Source organism: Hyphomicrobiales bacterium (assembly GCA_016710435.1).
Taxonomy (GTDB): domain Bacteria; phylum Pseudomonadota; class Alphaproteobacteria; order Rhizobiales; family Aestuariivirgaceae; genus Aestuariivirga.
On record JADJVV010000001.1, the window covers coordinates 2,220,879 to 2,246,684 of the forward strand.

The window sequence follows — 25,806 nt, forward strand, 5'->3', positions numbered from 1 at the left end:
ATCCCGGCAAATGCCGCAAGTCCGGGCGGCAAATGGCACTAGGCCCGCGCCAGTTCCCGCAGCTTGAACTTCTGGATCTTGCCGGTGCTCGTCTTGGGGATTTCCGTAAAGACCACGTAGTGCGGCACCTTGTAATGGGCGAGGTGGCCGCGGCACCACTGGATGATTTCCTCCGCCGTGGCGGTCTTTCCGGGCTTCAGTTCCACGAAGGCGCACGGCGTTTCGCCCCATTTCGCATCGGGTTTCGCCACCACACCCGCCGCCTGCACGGCGGGATGCTTGTAGAGGGCATCCTCCACCTCGATCGATGAAATGTTCTCGCCGCCCGAGATGATGATGTCCTTGGAACGGTCCTTGAGCTGGATGTAGCCGTCGGCATGCAGCACGCCGAGATCGCCCGAGTGGAACCATCCGCCCTTGAAGGCCTCCGCCGAGGCCTTCGGATTCTTGAGGTAGCCCTTCATCACCACGTTGCCGCGGAACATCACCTCGCCCATGGTTTCGCCGTCGGCGGGCACGCGTTCCATGGTCTCGGGGTCCATCACTGTCAGGTCTTCCAAGGCATGATAGCGCACACCCTGGCGCGCTTTCTTGGCGGCGCGTGCACCGCTTTCAAGTTCGTCCCATTCGGATTTCCAGTCGTTCACCACGGCGGGCCCATAGGTCTCCGTGAGGCCGTAGAGATGGGTGACGTTGAAGCCCGACTCTGCCATGGCCTTCAACACGGCCTCGGGCGGCGGCGCCGCGGCGGTGAAGAATTCGACGGTCTGCGTCAGCGGGCGCTTTTCCTCGGCAGGCGCATTGAGGATCGTCGACATCACGATGGGCGCCCCGCAAAGATGCGTGACCTTGTGTTCCTCCAGCGCCGCCCAGATCGCCTTCGAGCGCACCCAGCGCAAGGTCACATGGGTGCCGCCGATCACGGAGAGCGACCACGGGAAGCACCAGCCGTTGCAGTGGAACATGGGCAGCGTCCACAGGTAGACGGCATGTTTCGGCATGGTGGCGGTGAGCACGTTGCCCTGCGCCAGCAGCGCTGCACCCCGATGGTGATAGACAACGCCCTTGGGATTGCCGGTGGTGCCGGACGTATAGTTGAGCGAGATCGCATCCCACTCGTCATCCGGCCAATGCCACGGATAGGCGGGATCACCCGATTGCACGACGGCCTCATAGTCCTCCGTGCCGATCCGCGTTCCTTCAAGCTCGCATTCCGGATCGACATAGTCGATCACCAGCGGCTTCACCTTGCACTGTGCCAGCGCCTCCGCAGCAAGTTTCGAAAATTCCCTGTCGACGATGAGGATCTTGGTTTCCGCATGGTCGAGCGAGAAGGCGATGGTGGGCGCATCAAGGCGCGTGTTCAGCGTGTTGAGCACACCCTTCGTCATGGGCACGCCGTAGTGGCATTCCAGCATGGCGGGCGTGTTGGCGAGCAGCACCGAAACCGAGTCGCCCTTGCCGATGCCGCGTTTTGCAAGTGCAGCACCCAGGCGGCGGCAGCGGGCGTAAAAGTCGCGGTAGCTGGTGCGCGACTGGCCGTGAATGATGGCGATGCGGTCCGGATAGACCGCCGCCGAGCGTTCGAGGAACGACAGCGGCGTCAGCGGCTGGAAATTGGCGGCATTCTTGTCGAGGTCGTGGTCGTAGGCGGACATAGGTGGGGCAACCCTCTGCTGGGAGCCCTTTGTACCAAGTCCGGCGCCTAAAGCGAGGCCAGACCTTCGTTGAGCCTGTCATGGCCCGGCCGGCGGTGGTGCCAGCGCGCCGCAAATCCGGCGAGCCACCAGCAGCAGGCGGCCAGCGCCAGCCCGCCATAACCATCGACGGCATAGTGCCAGCCCAGGTGCACAGACCCGACGAGAATGATGGCGGTATAGATGGCAAAGGCAACCCCCAGGCCCCGCGACCGCGGCCACGCCGCCAGCGCGAACAGCAGTGTGGAGGCGTTGTGCATGGAGGGGAAAGCCGAGATGCCGATGGGCGCGGTCTTGCCCATGTAGCCGTCCCACAGCAACTGCTGGGTATCGAGCGACCAGATGGGCAGCCGCAAGTCCACGTCACGGAGGTAGGCCATTAGCGGCGCAAAGGGATCGGGCGAAAGGCCGAGGTTGCTGTAGTACACGGGCCCTGCCGAGGAGAACGCCACGGCAAGCAGACCGCCACCGATCCACCACGTCAGCATGTAGGCAAGGAAGAAGCGCGTGCGGTTCACGCTTTCGCGCGTGGCGAAGCCGAACCACATGAAACAGCCGAAGAGCGCGAGGAACCAGAAGTTATAGAGAATGTTGATGGCGAAGGTGATGTTGTCATGGCCGAGCAGCGGCTGCAGCAGCACCCATGGATCGAAGCCGCCATGCAATGCGCGGTCCAGCGCCATGAAGTCCGTGTCCCACGAGAAGGGTTTCACCGCCGGGATCATCGGCTTCAGTTCCAGCATGCCCTTGTTGAAGATCACCATGGCGGCCAGCAGCGGCAGGCCGAGGAGGAAGGCCGCTGGCTTGCGGAAGAGTCCGGCCACATCGGTGATCATCTGCCGGGTGGGGCTCTCCGGCTTCAGCACCAGCGCATACTGGCCGAGACGGAACAGGAAGATCGCCACGAGGCCTGCCGGTATGGTGAGCGTGATCATGCCCATGACCAGCGCCCGCACGGAAGCAACGCGTGCTTCCGGCACGTCGCGCAGCAGCCATGTCGTGGTTGCCGCGTAGCACAGGGGTACGACAAAGAAGATCCACTGCCGCCGCAGGCTGAGCAGCAGAAGCGATGTCCGCGTCAGGCGTTGCGACGTGCCGCTGAGCGTTGCCTCAGACATGGGCGACACGCGCGCGGAACGATTCCACATGGGGCTTCGCTTCCCACCAGGCGGCGATGCGGCCCGCGATCCACCACAGCGGCAGCGCGATCAGCCATGCTCCATAGCCATCGACCGCATAATGCCAGCCGAGATGCACGGAAGCGATGAACACCAGCACCATGTGGGCAATGAGTACGTTGCGCAGCCAAATCCCCTTGTTCCAGGCGGTCAGCACGAACAGCAGCGTCGTTGCATTGTGCATGCTGGGCATGGCGGAAATGCCGCCGAACACCGAGCCCGCACTGCGGTAGTCCCACAGCATGTTCTGCGTATCAAGCGCCCACAGCGGATAGATGTCGTGGACATGATTGAGATAGGCCATGAGCGGCGCGTAAGGATCAGGCGAAAGCCCGATGCGGCCATAGAAGCACGGGCCCGCGGAGGAGGAGAAGATTGCCGCCAGCGTTCCGCCCAGCGACCAGATCAGCATGAAGGCAACGAAGAAGCGCGTGCGTTCCGCCGATGGCTTGCTGAGGAAGGCGTAGTAGACCCAGAACATGTTCATCACGAAGAACCACAGATTGTAGTTCACGTTCAGGGCCATGGTGATGAGGGGGTGGCCGAGCACCGGTTGCAGCAATTCCCACGGGCGGTAGCCGAAATGAAGTGCCACGTCCCACCGGTCCATGGTCTGGTCCCAGGAGAAGGGAATGAAGGACGGGATGGTGGCCTTGAAGACGGTGAAGCCATAGATGAACAGGATCAGCGCAGCGAACATGGGCAGACCCGTCGCCATTTGCCGTGGTGAGGTCAGCACGCCCTTGAAGCGCGTCCAAAGCACGCGCGCCGGCTTGTCGGGCCGGTCGGTGAGTGCCATGTGGCCGAAGAGGAACAGCAACAGTGAAAGCAGGGCGACGGGAACGGAGAAGGAGACCATGCCCAGCAGCGCTTCCGCGCTGGACAATCCGCCCACTGTTGCATTGAATGTGCCGCTCACTTTGAGGGCCAGCACATAGGTCAGCGCCAGGGTGATGGGAAGCGCATGGGCAGAAAGGCCTTGGCGCAGCAGCGGCAGGAATGTCCGCTCCGGGCGCGCCAGCCGTCCCGCCATGTCCGTCGCGTTGCTCATCCCGAAACTCCCGTTGGAACGGCGCAAAATGCCCGGAAAAGCTCTTAAATCCCGTTAATATCCTCAGACCAAAGTTGGCCTCGCGCGCGGGGGCGGTAACGCGCGAAAATGGGTCCGACAACCGCCAGAAGCCTTCCCCGGGGAACACGCCATGAGCCGCTACGCCGAAACCTACGACCGCTGGAAGAACGACCGCGACGGCTTCTGGGCCGAGGCGGCGAAGGACGTGGACTGGCTGAAACCGTGGGACAAGGCCTACGACCGCGTCGACAACCTCGACCGCTGGTTCGTTGGCGCGGAATGCAACACCTGCTGGAACGCGCTGGACCGCCACGTGAAGGCTGGCCATGGCAGCCGCGACGCCATCCTCTACGACAGCGCCATGACCGGCACCAAGGCCCGCTACACCTATGACGAGGTGCTGGATGAGGTGGCCCGCCTCGCCGCCTCGCTGCAGGATCTCGGCGTGGAAAAGGGCGACCGCGTCATCCTCTACATGCCGATGATTCCCCAGGCCTTGTTTGGCATGCTGGCCTGTGCGCGCATCGGCGCCATTCATTCCGTGGTCTTCGGCGGCTTCGCGCCCCACGAACTCTCCACCCGCATCAACGATGCCAAGCCAAAGGTCATCCTCACCGCCTCCTGCGGCATCGAACCGGGCCGCATCATCGCCTACAAGCCGCTGGTGGACGACGCCATCGCCCAGGCCGAGCACAAGCCGCAGCACGTGGTTGTCTTCCAGCGTCCGGAAGTCTCGGCTGAATTGGGCAGCACGGATCACGACTGGTCCGCCCTTGTTTCGGCCCAAAAGCGCCGCGCCGATTGCGTGACGGTGAAGGCAACCGACCCGCTCTACATCCTCTACACCTCCGGCACGACGGGCCAGCCCAAGGGCGTGGTGCGCGACAACGGCGGGCACATGGTGGCGCTGCGCTGGTCCATGGAGAACATATACGACATCAAGCCCGGAGAAGTGTTCTGGTCGGCCTCCGATGTGGGCTGGGTCGTGGGCCATTCCTACATCTGCTACGCGCCGCTGCTGCGCGGGGCGACCACGCTCATGTTCGAAGGAAAGCCCGTGGGCACGCCGGACGCCGGCAGCTTCTGGCGCGTCATCAGCGAATACAAGGTGGCGGCCCTGTTCACCGCCCCCACCGCCTTCCGCGCCATCAAGAAGGAAGACCCGGAAGGAAAGCTCATCGGCAACTACGATCTCTCCTGTTTCCGCACGCTTTTCCTCGCGGGCGAGCGCGCCGATCCCGATACGGTGAAATGGGCGGAGAACCATCTCAAAGTTCCCGTGATCGATCACTGGTGGCAGACGGAAACCGGCTGGGCCATCGCCGCAAACCCGGTGGGTCTCGGCAAGCTGCCGGTGAAGCACGGCTCACCCACGGTGGCGATGCCCGGCTATGAAATCCATGTGCTGGATGAAGGCGGCCACGAAGTGCCGCCGGGGCAACTGGGCGCCATCTGCGTGAAGCTGCCGCTGCCGCCCTCATGCCTGCCGACGCTATGGAATGCCGACGAGCGCTTTCGCTCCAGCTATCTCCAGCATTTCCCCGGCTATTACGAAACCTCGGATGCTGGCTTCATCGACGCCGACGGCTACCTCTACATCATGGCCCGCACCGACGACATCATCAACGTCGCGGGCCATCGCCTTTCCACCGGCGGCATGGAGGAAGTGCTGGCCTCGCATCCCAATGTCGCGGAATGCGCCGTGCTGGGCATTGCCGACGAGGTGAAAGGGCAACTGCCACTGGGCCTCATTGTGCTGAAGGCCGGCGTGAACAAGGCAGCCGCGCAGATCGAGAAGGAATGCGTGAAGCTGGTGCGCGACACGATTGGCGCCGTTGCCGCGTTGAAGACGGTCATCACCATCAAGCGCCTGCCCAAGACACGCTCGGGCAAGATCCTCCGCGCCACCATGCGCAAGATCGCCGACAAGGAACCCTTCAAGGCCCCCGCCACCATCGATGATCCCGAGATCCTCGAGGAAATCGCCGCAGCCATGAAAGCCCACGGCATCGGGGTGTGATGATCTGAGACAATGATTCTGCCGTCATGCCGACGGCAGGAGGCATCCAGAACTTCAGCCATCCACTTCCAATGAACCAGCTTCTTCATGCGTCAACCCGGCGCAACGTGGGTTCAATCGAAATGGAAGTGCCTAAATGATCTCGTCTTCGTCGGGCATCGCATCCACCTTCGCCGAGGTCTTGATGCGGGCCACGTGAAACAGGGCATCGCCGCGGTTCACGATGGGGAGGTTGGTCTTGCCGATGATGATGCCGTCGTCTTCCGCAAACACCGGCACGCGGCTCTGCCCCAGCGGATCGGTGATGATGCCGATGGGCTCGCGCCGTCCCACCTTGTCACCCACGTGACGGACCGAATGCAGGATGCCGCCCTCGGGCGCGCGCGTCCACGTGCTGGACGTCGAATGCACCGTCACCGCATGGCCGGGAACTGAAGGTGCCGTGCCGATCATGCCGATCGACTTCATCACCCGCAGCGTGCCCTTCACGCCGGCCTCGATTGCCGCCTCCTCGAAGCGCAGCGCCTCGCCGCCCTCGTACAGTACAACCTTCACACCGGCATCCTTGGCGCTCTGTCGCAGCGAACCCTCGCGCAGCTTTGACGTCATGATGACGGGCGGCGCAAAGGCCTCCGCCAGTCTCATCAGGTCGTCATCCTTGGGCGCGATTCGGATTTGCGGCAGGTTGGTGCGGTGAAGCGCCGCCGAATGCAGGTCGATGCCATAGTGCGAGCGCTTCACCACCTCGCGGAAGAACAGGTCTGCCAGCAGACTCGTGAGCGATCCCTGGTCCGATCCCGGAAACGAGCGGTTGAGGTCGCGCCGGTCCGGCATGTAGCGCGAATGATTGAGGAAGCCGAAGGCATTGACGATGGGAATGGCGAGCAGCGTGCCGCTCATCGATTTCAGCAACTCGTGAGCCAGCACCCGCCGCACGATTTCGATGCCCTGGATTTCATCGCCGTGCACTGCACCTGAGAGAAACAGCACCGGCCCCGGCCCGCCATGCACCACATGGACGGGCAGGTTCATGGGGCTGGCATTGGCCAGCGTCGAAACGGCAAGGTTCACCGTCTCGCGCGTTCCCGCCGCGACAGTCCGCTCGCCGATTTCGAATCCGCCCATGCCCCTTCGCCCCGCTTGCCCCTGCAAGCCTAGCCTTTCCCGCGTGTCTTTGTCTTGTTCGGTTTTGCGTTCTTTTCGAGGAAGGAGATGATGTCGCGGGCCACGTCGCGTCCCGTCGCCTGCTCGATGCCTTCCAGCCCCGGCGAGGAGTTGACCTCCATCACCACCGGTCCCCGCTTCGAGCGCAGCATGTCCACGCCCGCCACGTTGAGTCCCATGGATTTGCAGGCCTTGAGGGCCGCTGTCTTCTCCGCTGCCGAAAGCTCGGCCTTGGTGGCGGACCCGCCGCGATGCAGGTTGGAGCGGAAATCACCTTCCGGCCCGGCCCGTTCCATGGTGGCCACGATCTTGCGCCCCACCACGAAGGCGCGGATGTCGTGACCTTCAGCCTCCTTGATGAACTCCTGCACGAGAATGTTGATCTGGGCGCCATGGAAGGCCTCGATCACCGATTTGGCCGACTTGTGCGTTTCGGCCAGCACCACGCCGATCCCTTGAGTGCCTTCCAGGAGCTTGATCACCACGGGAGCGCCACCCACCATCTGCAGGATGTCATCGGTGCTGCCCGTCGAGTTGGCGAAGGCCGTCACCGGAAGGCCCACGCCATCGCGCGCCAGGAGTTGCAGCGCGCGCAGCTTGTCGCGGCTGCGGCCGATGGCAACGGACTCGTTCAGCGGATAGACGCCCATCATCTCGAGCTGGCGCAACACGGCGAGGCCATAGAACGTGTGCGAGGCCGCGATGCGCGGGATCACCGCGTCGAAGCCCTCCAGCTTCTCGCCCATGAAGCGCAGCTCCGGCCTGCGCGATGAGATGTTCATGGTACAGCGCAGGTAGTCGATGGGCACGATCTCGTGGCCGCGCTCCTGCGCGGCGCTGATGATGCGCTGGTGCGAATAGAGTTTCGGATTGCGGGTGAGCAGGGCGATCTTCATGATGACTTGGTCTTGCGCTCCAGAAGAAATGTGCGGGCCGGGTTCACGAGAAAGCGGCCCTTCAGGATATTCCTGCCCAGCAACATGGGCACATCCATGTCGGCACGGTCTGTGAGCGTGATCTCGGCCTTGAAGAGTGCCTTGCCCACTTCCAGCGTCGCGCGAATGACTGCCCGCATCTCGCTGATTCCGTTTGAACTTTTGACGCGCTTCAAGCCCACAAGCGGGGCCTTGTAACTGTGCCTGCGGCCATCCCTAACGATCACGAATGTGACGCGCCGCCCGCTCACGTGGATCTCGTCGGCATGCAGGGCCGCCGAGCGCGCGCCCGTATCGAGCTTGGCGACGATGGGCCCGAGCTTGAGCTTCGGAAACCGCACATGCTCCTTCCAACCCGCCTGAGGCAGGAGGAAATATGTGGGACGGGGCGGCATGGCCATGGGCAGATGATTACATCAGCGGATGCGGCTTTGCCAATGCGGGGCTCACGGCCGGATGATGGTGATGCCGCTGCCCTCGAACTTGTCCATGGCCGCAAGGGCTGCAGGCGCCGCGTCAAGGCCGATGGTCTTGGCCACCAGCTTCTCCGGCTTCAGCATGCCCGCCCCGATCATGCGCAACATCTCGGGATAACGGTGCGCCTGCATGCCGTGGCTGCCCTTGATCTCCAGTTCGTAGGCGATCACCCGGTCCATGGGCATGGCGGCACGGGCGTGTTCGGCGAGCATCAATCCCACTTGCACGTGGCGTCCGCGTTTGCGAAGCGAGCGTACGGAATTCATCGCCGTTACTGCATGCCCGAGGGCATCGATCGAGAGATGTGCACCGCCCCCCCGTTACGTCGCGGATGGCTTGCGGTACTTTCGTTCCACCGGAGGCATTGATCGTGACGGCAGCGCCCAGCGCCTTGGCGAGCGCCAGCTTTTCCTCCGTCAGGTCCACCGCCACCACCTGCGCGCCCATGGCGGCGGCGATCATGATGGCCGACAGCCCGACGCCGCCGCAGCCATGCACCGCCACCCATTCTCCGGGGGCACAGCGGCCCTTGTCGATCACGGCGCTGAACGAAGTGACGAAGCGGCATCCCAGCGCCGCCGCCGTGTCAAAGGCCATGGAGTCGGGCAAGCGCACCACGTTCAGGTCAGCGTATTCCAGCGCCACGTACTCCGCGAACGAGCCCCACATGGTGAAGCCGGGTTGAACCTGATTGTCGCAGATGTGCTGGTGCCCGGAAGCGCATTCCGGGCAGTGCCCGCAGCCTGAGACAAACGGCACCGTCACCCGGTCGCCGACGCGCCACGTCCTCACGTCGCGCCCCACGGCCGCAACCGTGCCCGCCAACTCGTGCCCCGGCACATGCGGCAGCTTGATGTCCGGGTCATGTCCCATCCAGCCATGCCAATCCGACCGGCAAAGCCCCGTCGCCTCCACTTTCACCACGATGCCGGCCGGGGACGGCGAAGGATCCGTCAGCGTCTCGACAGCAGGGAGTGTCTGGAAAGCGTCAAAATAAACGGCGCGCATGTCTGTGATTCCATGTGAAAGGTCGCCCCCACCTTACCCCTCCCTCAACGCTCTGGGGAGGGCCGGGCTGGGGGTCTGGTGGCCGCACGGAATGAGATAATCAAGCGCCCCACGTCTCGTGCAGCACGCGAAGCCAGTTTCCGCTGGTGATCTTGCCGATCAGGGCCGCGCCATAACCGGCGGCTTCCATCGCGACCACAAGGTTCGGCAAGCCTGCGGCATCTCCGATGGCGGCGGGGATGCGGGCGCCGTCGAAGTCGCTGCCAAATCCCACGCAATCTTCGCCTGCCAGCGTAATCATGTGATCGAGATGGCGCAGCATCACGTCGAGGCCCGTATCTGTATTCCAGCGACCATCGGGCCTCAGGAAGCCTGTGGCAAAGTTGAGGCCCACCATGCCGCGCGACGCACCGATGGCGCGCAACTGTTCATCCGTGAGATTGCGCGATGACGACGCAATGGCGTGGGCATTGGAATGGGTGGCGACAATGGGCGCGGTGCTCGTCTTTGCGATGTCCCAGAAGCCGCGCTCGGTGATGTGCGAGCAATCCACCATGATGCCCATGGCGTTGCACGTCTTCACCAGTGCAACACCTTCGACCGTCAACCCGCTGCCCTGGTCCGGTGATCCCGGAAAGCGGAAGGGAACGCCGGTGGCAAAGACATTGGGCCTCGACCACACCGGCCCGAGGGAACGAAGCCCGCGGTCGTAATAATCCTGGAGGTTGGAAAGGTCGGGCTTGATTGCCTCCGCCCCTTCGATATGCGTGATGAAGCCCAGCGTTCTCGCATCCATGGCGGCACGCATCTCCGCCGCCGTGGTGCAAGGTGTTACGGCACCCTTGGCGCCTGCGAAGATCGCATCGCGAATGTCGAGCATCGCCTTGGCCGAGCGGTCGGCGGCGCGCTGCGACAGGGCGCCCGCATAGGGCGGGTTCAGATCCTCGTCATCATCAGGCACCGTTTCATGCGAGCCCGGAGAGAAAATCGCGAAGAAGCCACCGCCCATGCCGCCAGCACGGATGCGCGGCAGGTCCATCTGCCCCAGCCCGTCGCCATCAATGAAATCGCGCGCGGGCGAAACGGTTTTCTTCTCGTGGAGACGCAACAGGACGTCGTTATGGCCGTCGATGATAGGGAGCATGAATGAATACTGATTGAAAAACAAAGCCGTCACCCCGGCCAAAGCCGGGGTGACGGAAGGATTGAAAAGCCGAAAGGGGCCTTACGCCTTGGAATACATCTCGGCGACGTAATCCCAGTTGATGAGGTTGTCGACAAACGCTTCCAGATACTTCGGGCGCGCGTTGCGATAGTCGATGTAGTAGCTGTGTTCCCACACATCGACACCAAGGATCGGCTGTGCGCCATGCATCAGCGGGTTCTCGCCGTTGGCTGTCTTGGTGATCGCGAGCTTGCCATCCTTCACCGCAAGCCAGGCCCAGCCCGAGCCGAACTGCGTCACGCCCGCCTGCACGAAATCGGTGCGGAACTTGTCGTAGCCGCCGAGATCGCTGTCGATGGCCTTCTGCAGGGCCGCCGGGATCTTCTTGCCGCCGCCATTCGGCTTCATCCAGTTCCAGAAGTGGATGTGGTTGTAGTGCTGGCCCACGTTGTTGACGAGACCGGCATTCTTCTCCGCATAGGCCTTCTTGCAGATTTCCTCGATGGAGGCGGACGCGAGCGGTGAATCCTTCAACAGGTTGTTGCCGTTGGTGACATAGGCCTGGTGATGCTTGTCGTGATGGAACTCAAGCGTTTCCTTCGACATGTAGGGCCCAAGCGCGTCATACGCATAGGGCAGGGCTGGAAGTTCAAGGGCCATTGGTTCTCTCCTTGTTGATTGGTCACAACATTTAGTCGTTGCGACGCCGCCCTGCAAGGAAGAGACAATTCACCCCCGCAATCAGGCTGTGAACAGTGGAATGCCCCACACGGCCTGCAGGAACAGGGCCACTGTCGCAAGCACGACAGCAAGTGCCGTTGCCAGCACAACGCTGCGCCGCCCGGAAAGTGCGGCGAAGGGCACGACCTGCATGGCATGCAGCGCCACGAAATGCGCCACGCGGAGATCACCGCCCGTCGTCGACCAGAGGAAGAGGCGGAGCCCGCCTGCATCTGTGGCGGCACCCCCAACCCAGTGTCCGCCGGCATGATTGGAAAGATGGAAGGCAACCAGCGTGGTGAGCACCGCACCCAGCATCAAGCCAAGCCCCGCCGCCATGCGCCACAGTGATGCGCCGCGCTGCCGCCACAGCACAATGCCGATCCATCCCGCCGTGACCGTGAGCGTCAACGCGCCAATGCCCATCAACGCATAGGCAATCTGTGCGAACAGGTCGGACTGGTTGAAATGCGAAGCTTCGCCGCGGGTCGCACGGAACACGATGTAGGCCATCTCGCCCCACCCCGCCGCGATCATGGCCACGGAGGCAATGCGCACGCTGCGCAGGCTGCGCGATGCCTGAGGCAGCAGCGACAAGGCCCACGCCACCGTTGCAAATTGCACCGCGAGAGAGAAGAAGAACTTCGCCGGCTTGTGCCACACACCAGCACCCGCGATCATCCGCGTGTCCCACTGCATCAGCAACAGCGTCACGGCGAGGCCTGACAGCATCAGCACGGCATGGACGCTGAGCAGCCGCGACCCGAAGATGCTGTCGCGCAACAACAACACCGCGCGGCTGTCACGCCAGGAGAATGAGGGCAGGGCCGTGATGCTGTGTGTCATTGAAGCCATTCCTCTGGGGCCGCCAGCGCGCGGGGCCGCAACGCCAGCAGCGTGATTTCGGAAAGCAGGAGGCCGACGGGCCCGAACAGGAAGGTGGCCGGCAGCAGCACCAGCAGAACGAAGCGCGGCAGACCCGCCGCCATCACGCGCCGCGCAATCAGCACCCCGATGAACAGGTCGAAGGCGAGGTAGTGCACCCACCCTGCGAGCGCCATCCAGGGTGAGGTGAAGAGCGCCTGTACGTCTCCGACCGAGCCAAACCCGCCGGGCCCCCGGCCGTAGAAAAAAAAGATCAACACGCTGTAGAAGCCCGCGAAGGCCAGCGGCAGCCATCGGCCGGCCAACTGGTCCCGGAGCCAGTCGTTGCGGCGGAGCACCGCATAACCCAGCACCAGCCAGCCGAGCACTGCCGCGGTGTTGGCGGCGAAGAAAAGGAAGTCGGATGACATGACACGTTCCTATGTTGACAGCGGAAACATATGTCGCCGATATATTTACATTGTCAAGATATTTTACGTTGTAAAGATGTCGAACGAGACTTATCCTGGGCAGGCATGAGTCCGGACGAGCGAAAACCCTATCACCACGGCGACTTGCGGGAATCACTCCTGAACGCGGCCGAACAGGCCCTGTCCGAATTGCCGCTGGAAAAGCTCTCCCTGCGGGAAATCGCCCGGCGGGCGGGCGTCTCTCACGCCGCTCCGAAGCACCACTTCGCCTCCGTCGGGGAACTCTACGGAGAACTGGTGGCCCGGGGCTTTGAGCGTTTCGTGGAATCGTTGGACACCGCCGCCCGCCGCTCACCCGATCAATCCCCCTCCGCCCGCCTGCAGGCCATGGCCCGCGCCTACCTGCGCTTTGCGCAGGCCAACCGTGCCACCTACGGCCTGATGTTTGGAAAGCGCCCGGGCGTGGACCGCACGCCCCATGCCACGTCAGCCGCCTTCGCCGCATGGTCGCAGCTGGAGCGCGAGGTGATGGCGCTCGCCGGACCCCAGAAGGCCACCATGGGATCGCTGCACGTCTGGTCGTCCTGCCATGGCTTCGCCATGCTGCTCATCGACCAGGCCGCCCCGCCGCAGATCGACCCGGACCAGGCCGTCGAGGCCCTCACACGGATGGTGATTGCCGGCCTGCAATCCGATACATAGCGGGGATGGACGTCGATATCATCACGCTGCTGCTGCTCGCACTTGTTGGACTCGTGGCGGGCTTCATCGATTCAATTGCCGGTGGCGGGGGAATGCTTGCGCTGCCCTCGCTGCTGCTGGCGGGCCTCGATCCGCTCACGGCATTGGCCACCAACAAGATGCAAGGCACCTTCGGCACGGCCTCCGCCACCTACACGTTCTGGAAAAAGGGCCTGCTGGACCCGCGCGCCCATTGGCGCACCGTGGCCTTCGTCTTCGTGGGAGCGGCGCTGGGCGTGGTGATGGTGTCCGCAGCACCCCGGGCGCTGCTCTCGATCATCATGCCCGTGCTGCTGCTCGCGGTAGCGCTCTACTTTGCGCTCTCGCCACGCCTCACGGATGAGGCCGCCCAGCCGGTGTTTCCCATGGCGGCCTTCTCCTTCATGCTTGCCCCCGCGCTCGGCTTCTATGATGGCTTTTTCGGCCCTGGCACGGGATCGTTCCTCATGCTGGCGCTGGTGAGCGTCTTCGGACTGGGCATCATCGAAGCCACCGCCCGCACCAAACTTCTCAACTTCACATCGAACGTCGCATCGCTGCTGATCTTCGCTTTCACCGCAAAGATCGTCATCGTGATCGGACTTGTGATGGGCATCGCCCAGGTGATCGGAGCCTATGTGGGCGCCCACGTGGCGATCAGGAACGGCGCCAGGATCATCCGGCCCTTGCTCGTCACTGTCTGCCTCGCCATGGCGGCAAAGCTCCTGTTCAGCGCCGACAATCCGATCTGGGCCTATTTCTGAGCAATCACCGGCGGATCATGTCCGCCGGTGCCACATCACATGAACGCCTGAATGCCCGTCTGCGCGCGGCCGAGGATCAGGGCGTGCACATCATGCGTGCCTTCATAGGTGTTCACTGTCTCCAGGTTCACCATGTGGCGGATGACGTGATACTCGTCCGAGATGCCGTTGCCGCCGTGCATGTCGCGGGCCGCCCGCGCCACATCAAGAGACTTGCCGCAGTTGTTGCGCTTCATCAGGGAAATGGCAGGCGGCGCAATGGTGCCGCGTTCAAGTCCGCGTCCCAGCGAAAGGCATCCGTGCAGGCCAAGCGCGATCTCCGTCTGCATGTCGGCAAGTTTCTTCTGCACCAACTGGTTGGCAGCGAGCGGCTTGCCGAACTGTTTGCGGTCCAGTGTGTATTGCCGCGCCCGGTGCCAGCAGTCTTCCGCCGCACCCATCACACCCCAGGCAATGCCAAAGCGTGCCTTGTTCAGGCATGAGAACGGACCACCCAGTCCCTTCGCCTTGGGCAGCATGGCATCGGCAGGCACTTCCACATTGTTGAGCACGATCTCTCCGGTGATGGAGGCGCGCAACGACACCTTGCCCTTGATCTCGGGTGTCGAAAATCCCTTCATGCCGCGTTCCACGATGAAGCCGCGAATGTCGCCCGCCTCATCCTTCGCCCACACGACCGCGATGTCGGAGATCGGCGAATTGGTGATCCACATCTTCGAGCCATTCAGCACGAAACCGTTTGCTGTCTTCGCGGCGCGCGTCTTCATGCCGCCGGGATCAGAGCCCGCATCCGGCTCGGTGAGGCCGAAGCAGCCGACGATCTTGCCTGTGGCAAGACGCGGCAGATATTTCGCCTTCTGCTCCTCGCTGCCGAATTCCTCGATCGGATGCATGACCAGCGAATTCTGCACGCTCATCGCCGAGCGATAGCCGCTGTCAACGCGCTCAACTTCACGCGCCACAAGCCCATACGCCACGTAGCCCAGGCCCGAGCCGCCAAAGGCTTCCGATGTCATCACGCCCAGGAAACCCATGTCGCCCAGTTCCGTCATGATCTCGCGGTCGAAGCGCTCGTCGCGGAAGGCGCTCTTCACGCGCGGCATCAGCTTGTCCTGCGCGAATGCACGGGCTGAATCGCGGATCATGCGTTCGTCTTCCGTGAGCAGGCTTTCGAGGTCGAGTGGGTCTTCCCAGTTGAAATCGGCAGGTTTGGCCATGATGGTCCCAATGTTGATGCGATGCACCATTGAACCCGCCCGCCCGCGCAATGTCAAATCGGCGGAAGGGACAAGATTGTCGCGTGAAGTGGCTACCGGATCAGTGCGCTCAGCGACTTGAACTGCGGTGTTCCGGCCTTTTCCAGCAACTCGAACAGCGCCATTTCGGTGTTCACCACCTCCACGCCGGCATGGCGCAGGCGGTCAAATGCGAGTTCTGCGGAGGCGGACGCGCGCGATGACATGGCGTCCGCCACGGCAAAAACCCCAAAACCGGCATTTGCCAGGTCGAAGCAGGTTTGCAGTACGCACACATGCGCCTCGATTCCGGCGACCACCACAAGAGGCCGCCCGCCGTCATGCTGCCCGATGAAATGCTGCTTCATCGCGGCATCGCGCCAGCAGGAGAAGGAGGTCTTCTCGAACACAGTGGCATCATTGGCGGCAAGCTGCGGCACCGTGCGGCCCAGCCCCTTGGGATATTGCTCCGAAACCGTGATCGGCAAACCCAGGTCCCGTGCCGCCGCCATCAGGATGGAGGTCTTCGCCACCACCCGCTCTGCATCCGCCATGGCCGGCAAAAGCCGCTCCTGAATGTCGATCACCAGCAGAGAAGCCTTGGAAGCATCAAGCAGCATTCATCTTCCCCGTCACCTTGAGGCCGAAAGCATAGACTTCCGCCACTTCCTTCAGCCGGTCAAAGCGCCCCGAAGCGCCGCCGTGGCCCGCGCCCATGTTGATCTTGAGCAGCAGCAGGTTCTTCGATGTATTCAGTGTACGGAGCTTCGCCATCCACTTCGCCGGTTCCCAATAGGTGACGCGCGGGTCTGTCAGGCCGCCAAGTGCAAAGAGGTGCGGATAGGCCTGCGCCGTCACGTTCTCGTAGGGTGCATAGGCCGAGATGGTTTCATACGCCGCCTTGCTGGCGATGGGGTTGCCCCATTCCGGCCATTCCGGCGGAGTCAGGGGAAGCGTGTCGTCCAGCATCGTCGTCAAGGCGTCCACGAACGGCACCTCGGCCACGATGGCCTTGAACAGGTCGGGCGCCATGTTGGCGACGGCACCCATCAGCAAACCGCCGGCGCTGCCGCCCTGCGCGACGACGGCGCCGCGCCGCGTGAGGCCTTGCGCCACCAGATGCTCGCCCGCCGCAATGAAATCGCGGAAGGTGTTCATCTTCTGGTCCATCTTGCCGGTCTTGTACCAGCGGCGGCCTTTTTCCTGTCCGCCGCGAATATGCGCCGTAGCGTAGATGAAACCGCGGTTCACCAGCGACAGGATATTGGTGTTGAAGCCGGATGGCATGGAGATGCCGTACGAGCCATAGCCATAGAGCCACAGCGGCGCCGACCCGTCCAGGGGCGTGTCCTTGCGGTAGAGCAGCGTCACCGGAATGGTTTCGCCGTCATGTGCGGGTGCCAATAGCCGGCGCGCCACATACTGCGATGGATCATGACCCGATGGCACTTCCTGCGTCTTGCGCAAGACACGCGCGCGTGTCCGCATGTCGTAGTCGAAAACCTGCGACGGCGTGGTGGGCGATGAATAGCTGAAGCGCAGCGTATCGGTCTCGAACTCGCGCATGTCGCCAAAGCCCAGTGAATAGGCCTCTTCATCAAAGGCGATGGCGTGCTCCTCGCCGCTCGACATGTTGCGGACGATGATGCGGGGCAGGGCGTTCTCACGCTCAAGGCGCACCAGCCAATCCTTGAACACGGCAAAGCCCACGAGGAAAATGCCGGGCCGGTGCGGAACAAGGTCAACCCAGTTGCGCGGATGCGGATTGGAAACAGGCGCTGTCACCAGCTTGTAGTCTTCCGCGCCATCGATGTTGGTCTTGATGATGAAGCGGTCGCCGTGATGCTCCATGTCATATTCGATGCCGGGAACGCGCCCCGCCACAAGGCGCGGTGCTTCCAGCGGCGCCTGCGCATCGATGAGCCAGCACTCGGACGTGTCGTGGTCATGCACCGAGATGATGATGAAGCGTTCGGACGCCGTTGAGCCGATACCGGTGAACATGCCGGTGTCCTTCTCATCGAAGACCACCTCGTCATCCGCCTGGGGCGTACCCAACCGGTGACGGAAACTCTTCAGCGGCCGGTGATGCTCGTCCTGCAACGTATAGAAGATGTATTGTCCGTCAGCCGACCAGGTTGCGCCGCCGCTGGTGTTGGTGAGCAGGTCCTCCCGGTCGGTGCCCGAAGCGAAATCGCGGATGCGCATTTCGTAGAATTCCGAGCCCTTGTCGTCCTGTGACCACGCCGCAAGCCGGTGGTCCGGCGAGCGCGCCACGCCGCCAAGGCTGAAGTATGGCTTGTCCTTGGCCAGCGCGTTGCAGTCGAACAGCAGTTCTTCCGCGCCACCGGCCTTTGGCCGGCGTTTGAGAAGCGGATATTGCCCACCAATCACGAACGACGATGAGTAGACGTAAGGCCCATCCGGCGCAGGCACCGATTGGTCGTCTTCCTTGATGCGGCCCTTCAGTTCTGCGAAAAGCTGCGCCTGCAGCGCCTCGGTCCCGGCCATCTCGGTCTTGGTAAAGGCATTCTCGGCTTCGAGGTAGGCGCGAATGTCCGCGGGCAGGAGGGAGGGATCCTGCATCACCTCCTGCCAGTTCTCAGCCTTCAGCCATTTGTAGTCATCATGCTTGGTATGGCCATGCCAGGTTTCAGCGACGGGGCGTTTCTCCGCAACCGGCGGAGCAAGTACAGGAGCAGTCATTCTTTGCCTTCTGGTTTGAAATCGAGGGCGACGCCATTGATGCAATAGCGCAGTCCCGTGGGCTTGGGTCCATCCGGGAACACATGGCCGAGATGGGCGTCGCAATCGGCGCAATGCACTTCCGTGCGCCGCATGAACCAGGCCCTGTCCTCGCTGGTGCCGACGGCGGTATCATCCGCGGGCTGATAAAAGCTGGGCCAGCCTGTGCCGGAATCGAATTTTGTCTCTGATGAAAACACGGGTTTCCCGCAGCACACGCAGGTGAACATGCCGGCGCGCTTTTCGTTGTTGAGAGGGCTGGTAAAGGCGCGCTCCGTTCCGTGCTCGCGCGCCACGCGATAGGCTTCAGGTGAAAGTTTCGCCTTCCAATCGGCGTCACTCTTCTGGATCTTGCTCATGGTGTGAAAAACCTCCGGACCTTCATGTAGGCGCATTCACGCGGCGCGCCAGAGCAGCACCGCCAGGATGACGGGGAATTTACCAAGCATTCACCATAACCTCAAACCTTAACGCCGCCCAAGGGCGCCATCCCTCGCAATTAAGTAAGTTTGAAGCTGTGTCCGGCATGGATTGAATGGGGAATAAGCCTTTGGACGCTATGACGGAACAACTTGGCATGGGGAACGACGCAACTTCGGCGTCAGGCGCTTTGGGCGCGGGTGCGGTGCGTCCCCGCATCGGCGCCGACCGCTTTCGTGCCCTGGCCGAGCGTTTGAAGAGGCCGGCTGTTGCCGTCCCGTCCCTCGCGATTTCCGTAGCGCACGTTGAACCCATCGCGGTGCCGCCTGTGCCGCCCGCCATGGGCCATATCACCCTGCCGGACCTGCACCACGCTCCTCTTGCCGCGCCTGTTGTTGACGCTGCTCCGGCAGATACGTTTTCAGTCGAGCTTCCGACCGTCGAGGCAGAGCCTCCCATCGTCCGGCATGAAGAGCTGGCGCTTGAGGAACCCATCGCGGCAGAGCCCGATCCCGTGCTGGTGGCGCTTGCCGATCCGCCGCCGCCTGAACCCGCCGTCGTCTGGCCCGCAGAGCCTGCCGTCGTTGAGGCATCGGCGCCTGCCTTGGACATCGCCGCCGAAGAGGCGCAGCCATTTGAACTGCCTCCCGTGTCGCCCGAAGTGGAAGAAGCGCCGCCGCCACCGGTCTATGCCTCTCCGCTCGAGCGTGTGCTGGCCGCTGAACACAAGGTTGCACCACCAGCGGCCTTGCCGGAAATCCTGCCGCCGCCACCGCCACCGCCGCCGCCGCGCGTGATCGAGGAAAATGGCGAACAGGTCACGGTCGAGGCGCCAACCATGGAAGTGGTGCAGGAGCGTCTGCGTGAAGGGGCCACGAACCGCCTGCAACAGCTCGACATCGAAAACATCTGGCGGCAGGTGCTGGCCACGCCGACGCTCGAAGAGCGCGCCGACTTCCTGCGCGAAGCAGCCGAGCTTATGGCAGCCGAACAGGGGATCGAGATCGCCGAGGTGCCGCCCGAGCACGACCTTTCGCGCATCGCGGAGATGGCCCTTCCCACCGAGCCCCAGCCCGCACCGCCGCCCGTCTTCAACGAATACAATGAAGACGAGCAGCTGGAGACGGCAGAACTCGCCCGTTCGCTGCTCGACATGATGGCCTCTGGCAGCAACTCCGGCCTGCCGCATGAACGTGCGCTCGCTTCGGATACCTTGCTCCGCCTGCTGCCGAAGCTCGCCGCAAAGCCGCTCGCCATGCTGTCACATCGTCTGGCCATGATGGATAACCCGCCGCAGTTGCTGGTGGCCAAGCTCATCCGCGATGATCGCGTGGAAGTGTCCGGTCCCTTGCTCGAAGACTGCATGCACATCACCGATCAGGACCTTGCGATGGTGGTGGCGGAAGAAAATGCCGGCAAGCGCCGCATGGTCGCCCGCCGCCGCAAACTCTCCCGTGCCATCAGCGACAAGCTGATCGCCACGGGCGATACCTCCGTGTTGTTGACGCTGGTGCGCAATGCCAATGCGGAAATCTCCCATGACGGCTTTGGCGCACTGATCGAGGCCGCCGCGAAGCATGATGAACTGATGGCGCCGCTTTCCACGCGCGCCGATCTTGGTGCGCCCCATGCCTTCGAGTTGTTCTGGCCCGCACCACCGCAGCTCCGCCGCTACCTGCTGCACCGCTTCCTCACGGATTCAGAAACCCTCACCAAGATTCTCAAGATCACGCTCTCGGCGCAGGCCGGTGACGAAGGCAAGGACGACATCGGCCTGCCAAGTGCCGGCGACGTGATGGAATACCTCGAGATCGCCTGCCGCGGCCGCATCGAAACGGCGGCCCACAAACTTGGCGAGGCGCTGAACGTCGATGCCTCCACGGTTCATCGCGTGCTGATCGATCGCCGCGGCGATGCATTGGTGGTGTTGTTGAAGGCCGCTGGTTTTCCGCGCTCCAGCGTCCCGGACCTGCTCCCCGCCCTGAAACGCGGGGAAGTGCCGCTGATCGATGACGAGCGCGAAGTGTCGGAACTTCAGTCGATGTTCGATACGCTGTCGCTGAACAAGGCGCGCATTCTTCTGACGTATTGGAACTGGGCCGTGCGCAAGGCAGGCCCTTATGCTCCGGTACATTGAGGAAATCTGGGGTTGCGCCCCTGCATCCCGTTTATACTCTGAGATGAGCAGAATTTCCTTCCATTGATACTTTGAATGTTGCCGCCGTTGCCCACTGCGGCTATGGAAATATTTCATTTCAATCGGGGAACTACATGATGACTGACTCACCACTTCTTTCTCTCACGGCACAGATTGTTGCAGCCTATGTTTCTCGCAATGAGGTGCCGCGTGGTGATGTTGCCCGTCTGGTGGCAGATGTGCATGGCGCTTTGCAGGCTGTTGGCACGGGCGCCGCCATGGCGTCGTCGCCCGATCTGAAGCCGCAGAAATCATCCATCAAGAAATCGATTTTCCCGGATTACCTCGTCTGCCTCGAAGACGGAAAGCGCTTCAAGTCGCTCAAGCGTCACCTGCGTGTGAAGTATAGCCTCACGCCGGAACAGTATCGCGCCAAGTGGGGCCTTCCCGCTGACTATCCGATGGTTGCGCCGCGCTATGCGGAAACGCGGTCCAAACTCGCGAAGTCCATGGGACTTGGACGCAAGGGCAAGAAGCGCCGCTAAATTTATCTGCGCCCGCACGGCCCTGACTCTTGCGGATCACGAATCGCCGATTCATACACTGGGGAATCGGTGGGACGACCGATTCGAATTGTAAGGGGCGGCAGTGGATTGGGGTCAGGACGTTAAGGCGTTCAGGGCGCAGCTTGTTGTGCCTGAACAACGCCAACTCTTTGATTATTGGCTGGCAAAGGCTGGCACGGCGAGCATGCCGTGCCGGGCCGACATCGTGCCGGGCGAAATTCCGCGCATGCTCTCCGGCATCAGCCTGGTGGAAGTGCGCGATGCGATCGGCAAGGCCCGCGTGCGCCTTGCGGGCACCAGACTTCGCGAAATCTACGACCGTGAAATCACTGGCCTCACGCTGGATGATCTCGACTGGGGCGACAAGCGCGACTATTGGCTCGCCGCCTTCGAACGCACCATTGCCGATGGCTTGCCCACGCAGGGCGTGGTGAAGGGACCGCGCCTGCACAAGGAACACATGGTGCAATACTGGCTGCGCCTGCCGCTGCGCCTCGCCGGCACCGGCGTCGGCATGGTCCTGTGCTTCGACTATTTCATGTCCGCCACCGACAGGCTGGACGAGGACGTGGCCGCTATCGCCTAACTGTGTATTGATTCCTATTATAGGATGTGCAACATTCACTTCCATTGAAGGAGTGAGTGATGCCTGCACGTTCAACTGTTCTCCCCGCCGCTCTCCCGCCTGAAAAGACCCTGCTCAAGCGCTTGCGCAGCGGCGGTGGCGCATTGCTGGAGCGCAATGGCCGCTGGCACGTGATGACGGCCGATGGCAGCGGTCAGCGCGCCCTGCCACTGAAATCATCCCCGGTGATCGCAAGACTGGTCGCCGCCGGGGCCCTGGTGGCCGCTGATGATGGCCTGTTCCGCCCTGCTGCCGCGGCAGTGCGGGCAGTGCGCGACATGGCGGAAAATCCCTTGCAGCGCTTGTTGGGCTCGCAAGCCCAGGCAGGCGAGACGCGCTTTGATGCCGAACACATGAAGGCTGCGGACCGGCTTCGCCTGGATTACGAGCGCGCCCACCTCACGGCCCGCCTCACCATGAACTACGATCCCGCACAAACCGCGGGTGGCCGCCACTGGCAGATGAGCGACAACGGCATTGCCCGCCTCAGCGATGGCGCCATCGCCGCGCGGCAACGGCTTCATCTGGCGCTCGATGCTGTGGGCCCGGAACTCTCGGGCCTGCTGCTGCAGGTCTGCTGCCTCATCTCGGGATTGGAGGAGGCAGAGCGCCGCCTTGCATTGCCGCGCCGCTCGGCACGCGCCATTCTCCTGCTCGCACTCACGCGCCTTGCCCGGCACTATGGATTGAAACCGCAACTGCGTCATGGCGGCCCGCAGCGGATCGGCCATTGGGCGGTGGCGGATTACAGGCCGGCTATTCCGCCGGCGGACGTGCCCGCATCGCATCAGCCTTGATCCGCGCAACCATGGAGGCAAGACCGTTGGAGCGTTGCGGCGTGAGATGCTCGCGCAGGCCCAGATCGGCAAAGATTGCGGCGGCATCGACGTCTGGGATTTCAGTCACGGGCCGCGGCGCGAAAATCAGGAAGGCGATGGCGATGAGTCCCTTCACGATGAGGGCGTCGCTGTCGCCTACAAGATCGAGATAGGTCGCGCCATTGCGGACCACCGGCCGCGAATGAATCCACACCTGGCTGGCACATCCGCTCACCTTTGTGGCGGCGGTCTTGAGGGCAGGGTCCATGTCCGGAAGCGCCTTGCCCAGGTCGATGACATAGCGATAGCGGTCTTCCCAGTCGTCGAGCACGGAGAAGTCGTCACGGAGCGCTTGCAGGCTGTCTGTCATCGCCCCCGTCACATAGCCGTTTTGGGCCGGTGATCAACCCTTCCGGGGCTTGGGCGCTTTCCACGCGGGGATCAGGTCTTCGAGCTTCAGCGTCGACTGTGGCGCGAGTGCCAGCTTTTCGGCGGTGGAACCGGTGGCGATGGGATCGGCATTGGCGAGGTCCGGCGGCAGGCCCGCCTGATGCGGCGTCGCATCGCCTGCGTCATTGGCCCATTCATAGAGGAGCTTGGCGCTGTACTTTGCCTTCGCCTCCATGTTGACCGCCAGATGTCCGGCAGTCTGGCATACGGCGGGGCGGCGTTCGCAGAAGGCACGCACATCGGCAAAGGCATCTGCCGCCGCGGCCAGATAGGCAAAGCTGCTTGCCGTCGGTGGAACCACCCCCGGCTGCTGCTCTGATGCAGGTGGATTGGGCATGGCAACTGCCACGGCCCCCAGGATAATCGCGTTTCTCAAGATCCCCATGTGTAACCCCGTATCTGCAACCCCGTTCGCGTTCACCGTGTTGATCCGGTAATCCGTTCGGTTACCGTGATAGCAAAGCCCGCTTGCCGCCCGTTGAAGACGGGCACACAGTTTCGATTCAAATGCCGCGGGGTTTGGTAACGTCTCGTTCACCCTCTTTGCCTGTGCGCAAGCCACCGGGAGAAAGGTGGCATTAACCAGACTTGGGCAGAGTGTGGGGAAGTCAGGTGAGTTGCGTATGGGCCGATCTTCCAAAGCCAGGGTTCGAGATGTGCTGGACGAGCGCGAGGGTGGCGTTTCGCCCGGTGCTGCGGCACTTGCCGTTTTCGCCATGGGGCTGGGCGGCATGATCGTGTGGAACGCTTTCTTCGGCGCCCATGACCAGGCTGCCACCAGCAAGTTCGTGACGCGCATTCCCAAGGGCGCCACCACCTATGTGGAAGTGGCTGCACCGGCAAAGCCCACGACCAGCATTACAATTACATATGATCCGCAGGTGGAAGACGTCCAGCGCGAGCTTCTCGCCACCGGCCACTATCGTGGCCTTGTCGATGGCGTGACCGGCAAGCAGACCGTCATTGCCATCAAGTCCTACCAGCGTGACAACCAGTTGCCCATCACCGGCCAAGTGACGAAGAACCTGCTGGAGCACATCCGCTACACCCGCAAGGTGGCCGCAGCCTCGGAATTCACGGGCTCCGTTGCGCCGGAAAAACTTGCCGAACCGCAGCCGCTCAAGCGTGCCGTGGCGAATCAGCAGGTACAGCCCGCGCCTGCCGCTGCCGCCGCTCCTGCGCCCAAGCCGCAGGGCCTGGCCCGTGTCCGCGATGTGCAGCAGAAACTGCGCAAGCTGGGTTATGACATCGGCGCCGTCACCGGTGAACCTGATGATGCCACCCGCGCCGCCATCCTCAAGTTCGAGATGGATTTCGGCCTGTCGATGGACGGCTCCATCAGCAAGGAACTCGTCGCTGCCCTGAAGGTTGCGGAAGCCGCCGCCGCCCAGCGGTGACACCACGCCTCACCACCGCCATCTGGGTGCAGGCCTTCCTGCGCACCTGCGCGGTGAGGGGACAATTCGGCGCCATCGTCCATAAGGGCGCGGAAGAGGCGGGCGCACTCTACGTCGTCATCAACCATCTCGACGGAACCCACGACCTGCTCGCTCCCGCTCCCGGTGCTGCCTACGATGACGCGGGCGAGCGCCGGTTCATCCGCGACGTTCCCGTGCCTGTGGCGTGGGGCCACATCAGCGAACGCATGGCGCGCCGGAAAAAGGCCGACCCCGACCTCTGGCTCATCGAAGTGGAAGACCGCAATGGCCTCGCGGGTCTTGCTGTGGAAGAGTAGCGGCTTAGTCATTTGTTAACCATGACTGGCCTTAATCGCGTCACGGGGTGAACGAAGCAACCCAGGGGAATGAGGCTCGCGTCATGTCATCGGTACTGGAATTCGCACTGCGTCCGAGGGCTGGCAATCCGCCATCGCAAGATGGACACAGCGCTGAAATCATCATTTTTCCAGGTGTACGCTTTGAGCGTCTGGTCAACGAAGATGATGACCTCTTCGAGCCCGAACCGCACACGCCCCGCGCCGGACACGGCCTGAACCGCCGCCGCGCCGCCAAATCATAGAAGCCGCAGGGGTTACGATTTCTGCCGCGCGCAACTGCTGTTGCGCACCGCCGCCAGCGTGGAGCTGCGGAAGATCGGATCGGCAACCGGCACCCAGATCACCGCAATGCCGCGCGCTTCCGGTGTCTCCACCTTCCAGCCTACGTTGTCGATCGCCTCGGCCTCGCCGCCTTCATCGAGCGCGCCCTTCAGTTGCGCAATGAGATCGGGCGCCTGCAACAGGTCCACCGCAAAGCTGTTTTCGCCCGCCTGCGCATCGGTGAGCGAATAGACCTGGCGGCCCTTCACCGTGAAGATCGAGAAGGTCCAGTAGCCGCGCGGCAGCTTGGCGGTGATCTGCATCGGGCCTTGCGAGAGGTCGTAGCGGCACATGGCCACGATGTCTGACACCGCATAGGCCGGAAAGAGTCGTGCCACCTGCGCTGGCGTGAGCAGCATCATGGTGTTGCGGCTGTCGGGACCGAGCGCGGCCTCCACCTTGCTGTCGAAATTATAGCCGGGATAGTAGAGCACATAGGCCGCATGCGTCGCGATGGCCGAAGCGATGAACAGCAGCATCCAGTAGAAGCGCCCCAC

The 25,806-nt window shown here is 62.9% G+C and carries 27 protein-coding genes and 1 pseudogene; 10 read left to right on the forward strand and 18 right to left on the reverse strand.

All coding sequences use genetic code 11. The features are described 5' to 3' along the window. Nucleotides 1-38: 38 nt before the first annotated feature. The 3 genes from IPM06_10735 to IPM06_10745 are packed head-to-tail and all read right to left on the reverse strand — an operon-like array spanning nt 39 to nt 3,926. Nucleotides 39-1,658: an acyl-CoA synthetase gene (locus IPM06_10735; protein ID MBK8770894.1), complete on the reverse strand. Its 1,620-nt coding sequence runs from the start codon at nt 1,656-1,658 to the stop codon at nt 39-41. Nucleotides 1,659-1,705: 47 nt separating this feature from the next. Then, nucleotides 1,706-2,845 carry a phosphatase PAP2 family protein gene (locus IPM06_10740; GenBank protein ID MBK8770895.1) on the reverse strand — a complete coding sequence of 380 codons (1,140 nt, stop codon included), beginning with the start codon at nt 2,843-2,845 and terminating at the stop codon, nt 1,706-1,708. Beyond that, nucleotides 2,808-3,926, reverse strand: a complete 1,119-nt coding sequence (locus IPM06_10745; GenBank protein MBK8770896.1) for a phosphatase PAP2 family protein — start codon at nt 3,924-3,926, stop codon at nt 2,808-2,810. Before IPM06_10745 ends, IPM06_10740 begins: the two co-directional genes overlap by 38 nt. A gap of 151 nt (nt 3,927-4,077) precedes the next feature. Between IPM06_10745 and IPM06_10750 the strand changes: the two genes are divergently transcribed. Beyond that, complete coding sequence (locus IPM06_10750; protein MBK8770897.1) at nt 4,078-5,967, forward strand: propionyl-CoA synthetase; 1,890 nt, start codon at nt 4,078-4,080, stop codon at nt 5,965-5,967. A 132-nt stretch (nt 5,968-6,099) separates the two neighbouring features. Here IPM06_10750 and IPM06_10755 read toward each other — a convergent pair whose 3' ends face one another. The 8 genes and pseudogenes from IPM06_10755 to IPM06_10790 all read right to left on the reverse strand — a co-directional run bounded on the left by IPM06_10755 (nt 6,100) and on the right by IPM06_10790 (nt 12,731). Beyond that, entirely contained in the window at nt 6,100-7,092 is a 993-nt protein-coding gene (locus tag IPM06_10755; protein ID MBK8770898.1) for a succinylglutamate desuccinylase/aspartoacylase family protein, read from the reverse strand. A 29-nt stretch (nt 7,093-7,121) separates the two neighbouring features. Continuing rightward, nucleotides 7,122-8,027: a 30S ribosomal protein S6--L-glutamate ligase gene (gene rimK, locus IPM06_10760; GenBank protein ID MBK8770899.1), complete on the reverse strand. Its 906-nt coding sequence runs from the start codon at nt 8,025-8,027 to the stop codon at nt 7,122-7,124. Beyond that, complete coding sequence (locus IPM06_10765) at nt 8,024-8,467, reverse strand: ATP-dependent zinc protease (protein ID MBK8770900.1); 444 nt, start codon at nt 8,465-8,467, stop codon at nt 8,024-8,026. The genes rimK and IPM06_10765 overlap by 4 nt, the downstream gene beginning before the upstream one ends. A gap of 45 nt (nt 8,468-8,512) precedes the next feature. Next, a pseudogene (locus IPM06_10770) lies at nt 8,513-9,551 on the reverse strand (zinc-dependent alcohol dehydrogenase family protein). A 100-nt stretch (nt 9,552-9,651) separates the two neighbouring features. Beyond that, nucleotides 9,652-10,695 (reverse strand): dipeptidase, encoded by a 1,044-nt coding sequence (locus IPM06_10775; protein ID MBK8770901.1) that lies wholly within the window; start codon nt 10,693-10,695, stop codon nt 9,652-9,654. A gap of 81 nt (nt 10,696-10,776) precedes the next feature. After that, complete coding sequence (locus tag IPM06_10780; GenBank protein MBK8770902.1) at nt 10,777-11,376, reverse strand: superoxide dismutase; 600 nt, start codon at nt 11,374-11,376, stop codon at nt 10,777-10,779. A gap of 81 nt (nt 11,377-11,457) precedes the next feature. Continuing rightward, the gene (locus IPM06_10785) at nt 11,458-12,282 is read right to left on the reverse strand and encodes a hypothetical protein (protein ID MBK8770903.1); all 825 of its coding nucleotides are present in this window, start codon (nt 12,280-12,282) and stop codon (nt 11,458-11,460) included. Beyond that, nucleotides 12,279-12,731, reverse strand: a complete 453-nt coding sequence (locus IPM06_10790; protein MBK8770904.1) for a DUF4281 domain-containing protein — start codon at nt 12,729-12,731, stop codon at nt 12,279-12,281. The genes IPM06_10785 and IPM06_10790 overlap by 4 nt, the downstream gene beginning before the upstream one ends. 105 nt (nt 12,732-12,836) lie before the next feature. Between IPM06_10790 and IPM06_10795 the strand changes: the two genes are divergently transcribed. Both IPM06_10795 and IPM06_10800 read left to right on the forward strand, forming a co-directional pair. Then, nucleotides 12,837-13,433, forward strand: coding sequence for a WHG domain-containing protein (locus tag IPM06_10795; GenBank protein MBK8770905.1), 597 nt, complete (start codon nt 12,837-12,839; stop codon nt 13,431-13,433). A 5-nt stretch (nt 13,434-13,438) separates the two neighbouring features. Next, on the forward strand, nt 13,439-14,215 hold the full coding sequence (locus IPM06_10800) for a TSUP family transporter (protein ID MBK8770906.1): 777 nt from the start codon (nt 13,439-13,441) through the stop codon (nt 14,213-14,215). Between the two features lie 35 nt (nt 14,216-14,250). On the opposite strand, the gene IPM06_10805 is transcribed toward IPM06_10800, so the two are convergent. From IPM06_10805 to msrB, 4 genes are all read right to left on the reverse strand, one after another. Continuing rightward, on the reverse strand, nt 14,251-15,432 hold the full coding sequence (locus IPM06_10805) for an acyl-CoA dehydrogenase (GenBank protein MBK8770907.1): 1,182 nt from the start codon (nt 15,430-15,432) through the stop codon (nt 14,251-14,253). A gap of 92 nt (nt 15,433-15,524) precedes the next feature. After that, entirely contained in the window at nt 15,525-16,070 is a 546-nt protein-coding gene (locus tag IPM06_10810) for an isochorismatase family protein (protein MBK8770908.1), read from the reverse strand. Further along, complete coding sequence (locus tag IPM06_10815) at nt 16,060-18,156, reverse strand: S9 family peptidase (protein MBK8770909.1); 2,097 nt, start codon at nt 18,154-18,156, stop codon at nt 16,060-16,062. Before IPM06_10815 ends, IPM06_10810 begins: the two co-directional genes overlap by 11 nt. Further along, nucleotides 18,153-18,554, reverse strand: a complete 402-nt coding sequence (gene msrB / locus IPM06_10820; protein MBK8770910.1) for a peptide-methionine (R)-S-oxide reductase MsrB — start codon at nt 18,552-18,554, stop codon at nt 18,153-18,155. Before msrB ends, IPM06_10815 begins: the two co-directional genes overlap by 4 nt. A 218-nt stretch (nt 18,555-18,772) precedes the next feature. On the opposite strand from msrB, the gene IPM06_10825 reads away from it, so the two are divergent. From IPM06_10825 to IPM06_10840, 4 genes are all read left to right on the forward strand, one after another. Further along, nucleotides 18,773-20,752, forward strand: a complete 1,980-nt coding sequence (locus tag IPM06_10825; GenBank protein ID MBK8770911.1) for a DUF2336 domain-containing protein — start codon at nt 18,773-18,775, stop codon at nt 20,750-20,752. A 137-nt stretch (nt 20,753-20,889) separates the two neighbouring features. Further along, a complete protein-coding gene (locus IPM06_10830) occupies nt 20,890-21,297 on the forward strand; it encodes a MucR family transcriptional regulator (protein MBK8770912.1) in 408 nt (135 codons plus the stop codon). Nucleotides 21,298-21,445: 148 nt separating this feature from the next. Beyond that, complete coding sequence (locus IPM06_10835) at nt 21,446-21,904, forward strand: PAS domain-containing protein (GenBank protein MBK8770913.1); 459 nt, start codon at nt 21,446-21,448, stop codon at nt 21,902-21,904. 59 nt (nt 21,905-21,963) lie between these two features. Next, nucleotides 21,964-22,740: a hypothetical protein gene (locus IPM06_10840; protein MBK8770914.1), complete on the forward strand. Its 777-nt coding sequence runs from the start codon at nt 21,964-21,966 to the stop codon at nt 22,738-22,740. On the opposite strand, the gene IPM06_10845 is transcribed toward IPM06_10840, so the two are convergent. Together IPM06_10845 and IPM06_10850 are read right to left on the reverse strand one after the other, a co-directional pair. Continuing rightward, on the reverse strand, nt 22,700-23,131 hold the full coding sequence (locus IPM06_10845; GenBank protein MBK8770915.1) for a SufE family protein: 432 nt from the start codon (nt 23,129-23,131) through the stop codon (nt 22,700-22,702). The two genes, IPM06_10840 and IPM06_10845, sit on opposite strands and share 41 nt — an antisense overlap. A gap of 33 nt (nt 23,132-23,164) precedes the next feature. Continuing rightward, on the reverse strand, nt 23,165-23,596 hold the full coding sequence (locus tag IPM06_10850; protein MBK8770916.1) for a DUF5330 domain-containing protein: 432 nt from the start codon (nt 23,594-23,596) through the stop codon (nt 23,165-23,167). A gap of 238 nt (nt 23,597-23,834) precedes the next feature. Here IPM06_10850 and IPM06_10855 point away from each other — a divergent pair, with 238 nt between their 5' ends. The 3 genes from IPM06_10855 (at nt 23,835) to IPM06_10865 (ending at nt 25,230) form a co-directional block, all read left to right on the forward strand. Further along, nucleotides 23,835-24,608: a peptidoglycan-binding protein gene (locus IPM06_10855; GenBank protein MBK8770917.1), complete on the forward strand. Its 774-nt coding sequence runs from the start codon at nt 23,835-23,837 to the stop codon at nt 24,606-24,608. Then, complete coding sequence (locus IPM06_10860; protein MBK8770918.1) at nt 24,605-24,946, forward strand: DUF1491 family protein; 342 nt, start codon at nt 24,605-24,607, stop codon at nt 24,944-24,946. Before IPM06_10855 ends, IPM06_10860 begins: the two co-directional genes overlap by 4 nt. Before the next feature lie 83 nt (nt 24,947-25,029). Beyond that, a complete protein-coding gene (locus tag IPM06_10865) occupies nt 25,030-25,230 on the forward strand; it encodes a hypothetical protein (protein ID MBK8770919.1) in 201 nt (66 codons plus the stop codon). A 12-nt stretch (nt 25,231-25,242) separates the two neighbouring features. Here IPM06_10865 and IPM06_10870 read toward each other — a convergent pair whose 3' ends face one another. Beyond that, nucleotides 25,243-25,806: a hypothetical protein gene (locus tag IPM06_10870; GenBank protein ID MBK8770920.1), complete on the reverse strand. Its 564-nt coding sequence runs from the start codon at nt 25,804-25,806 to the stop codon at nt 25,243-25,245.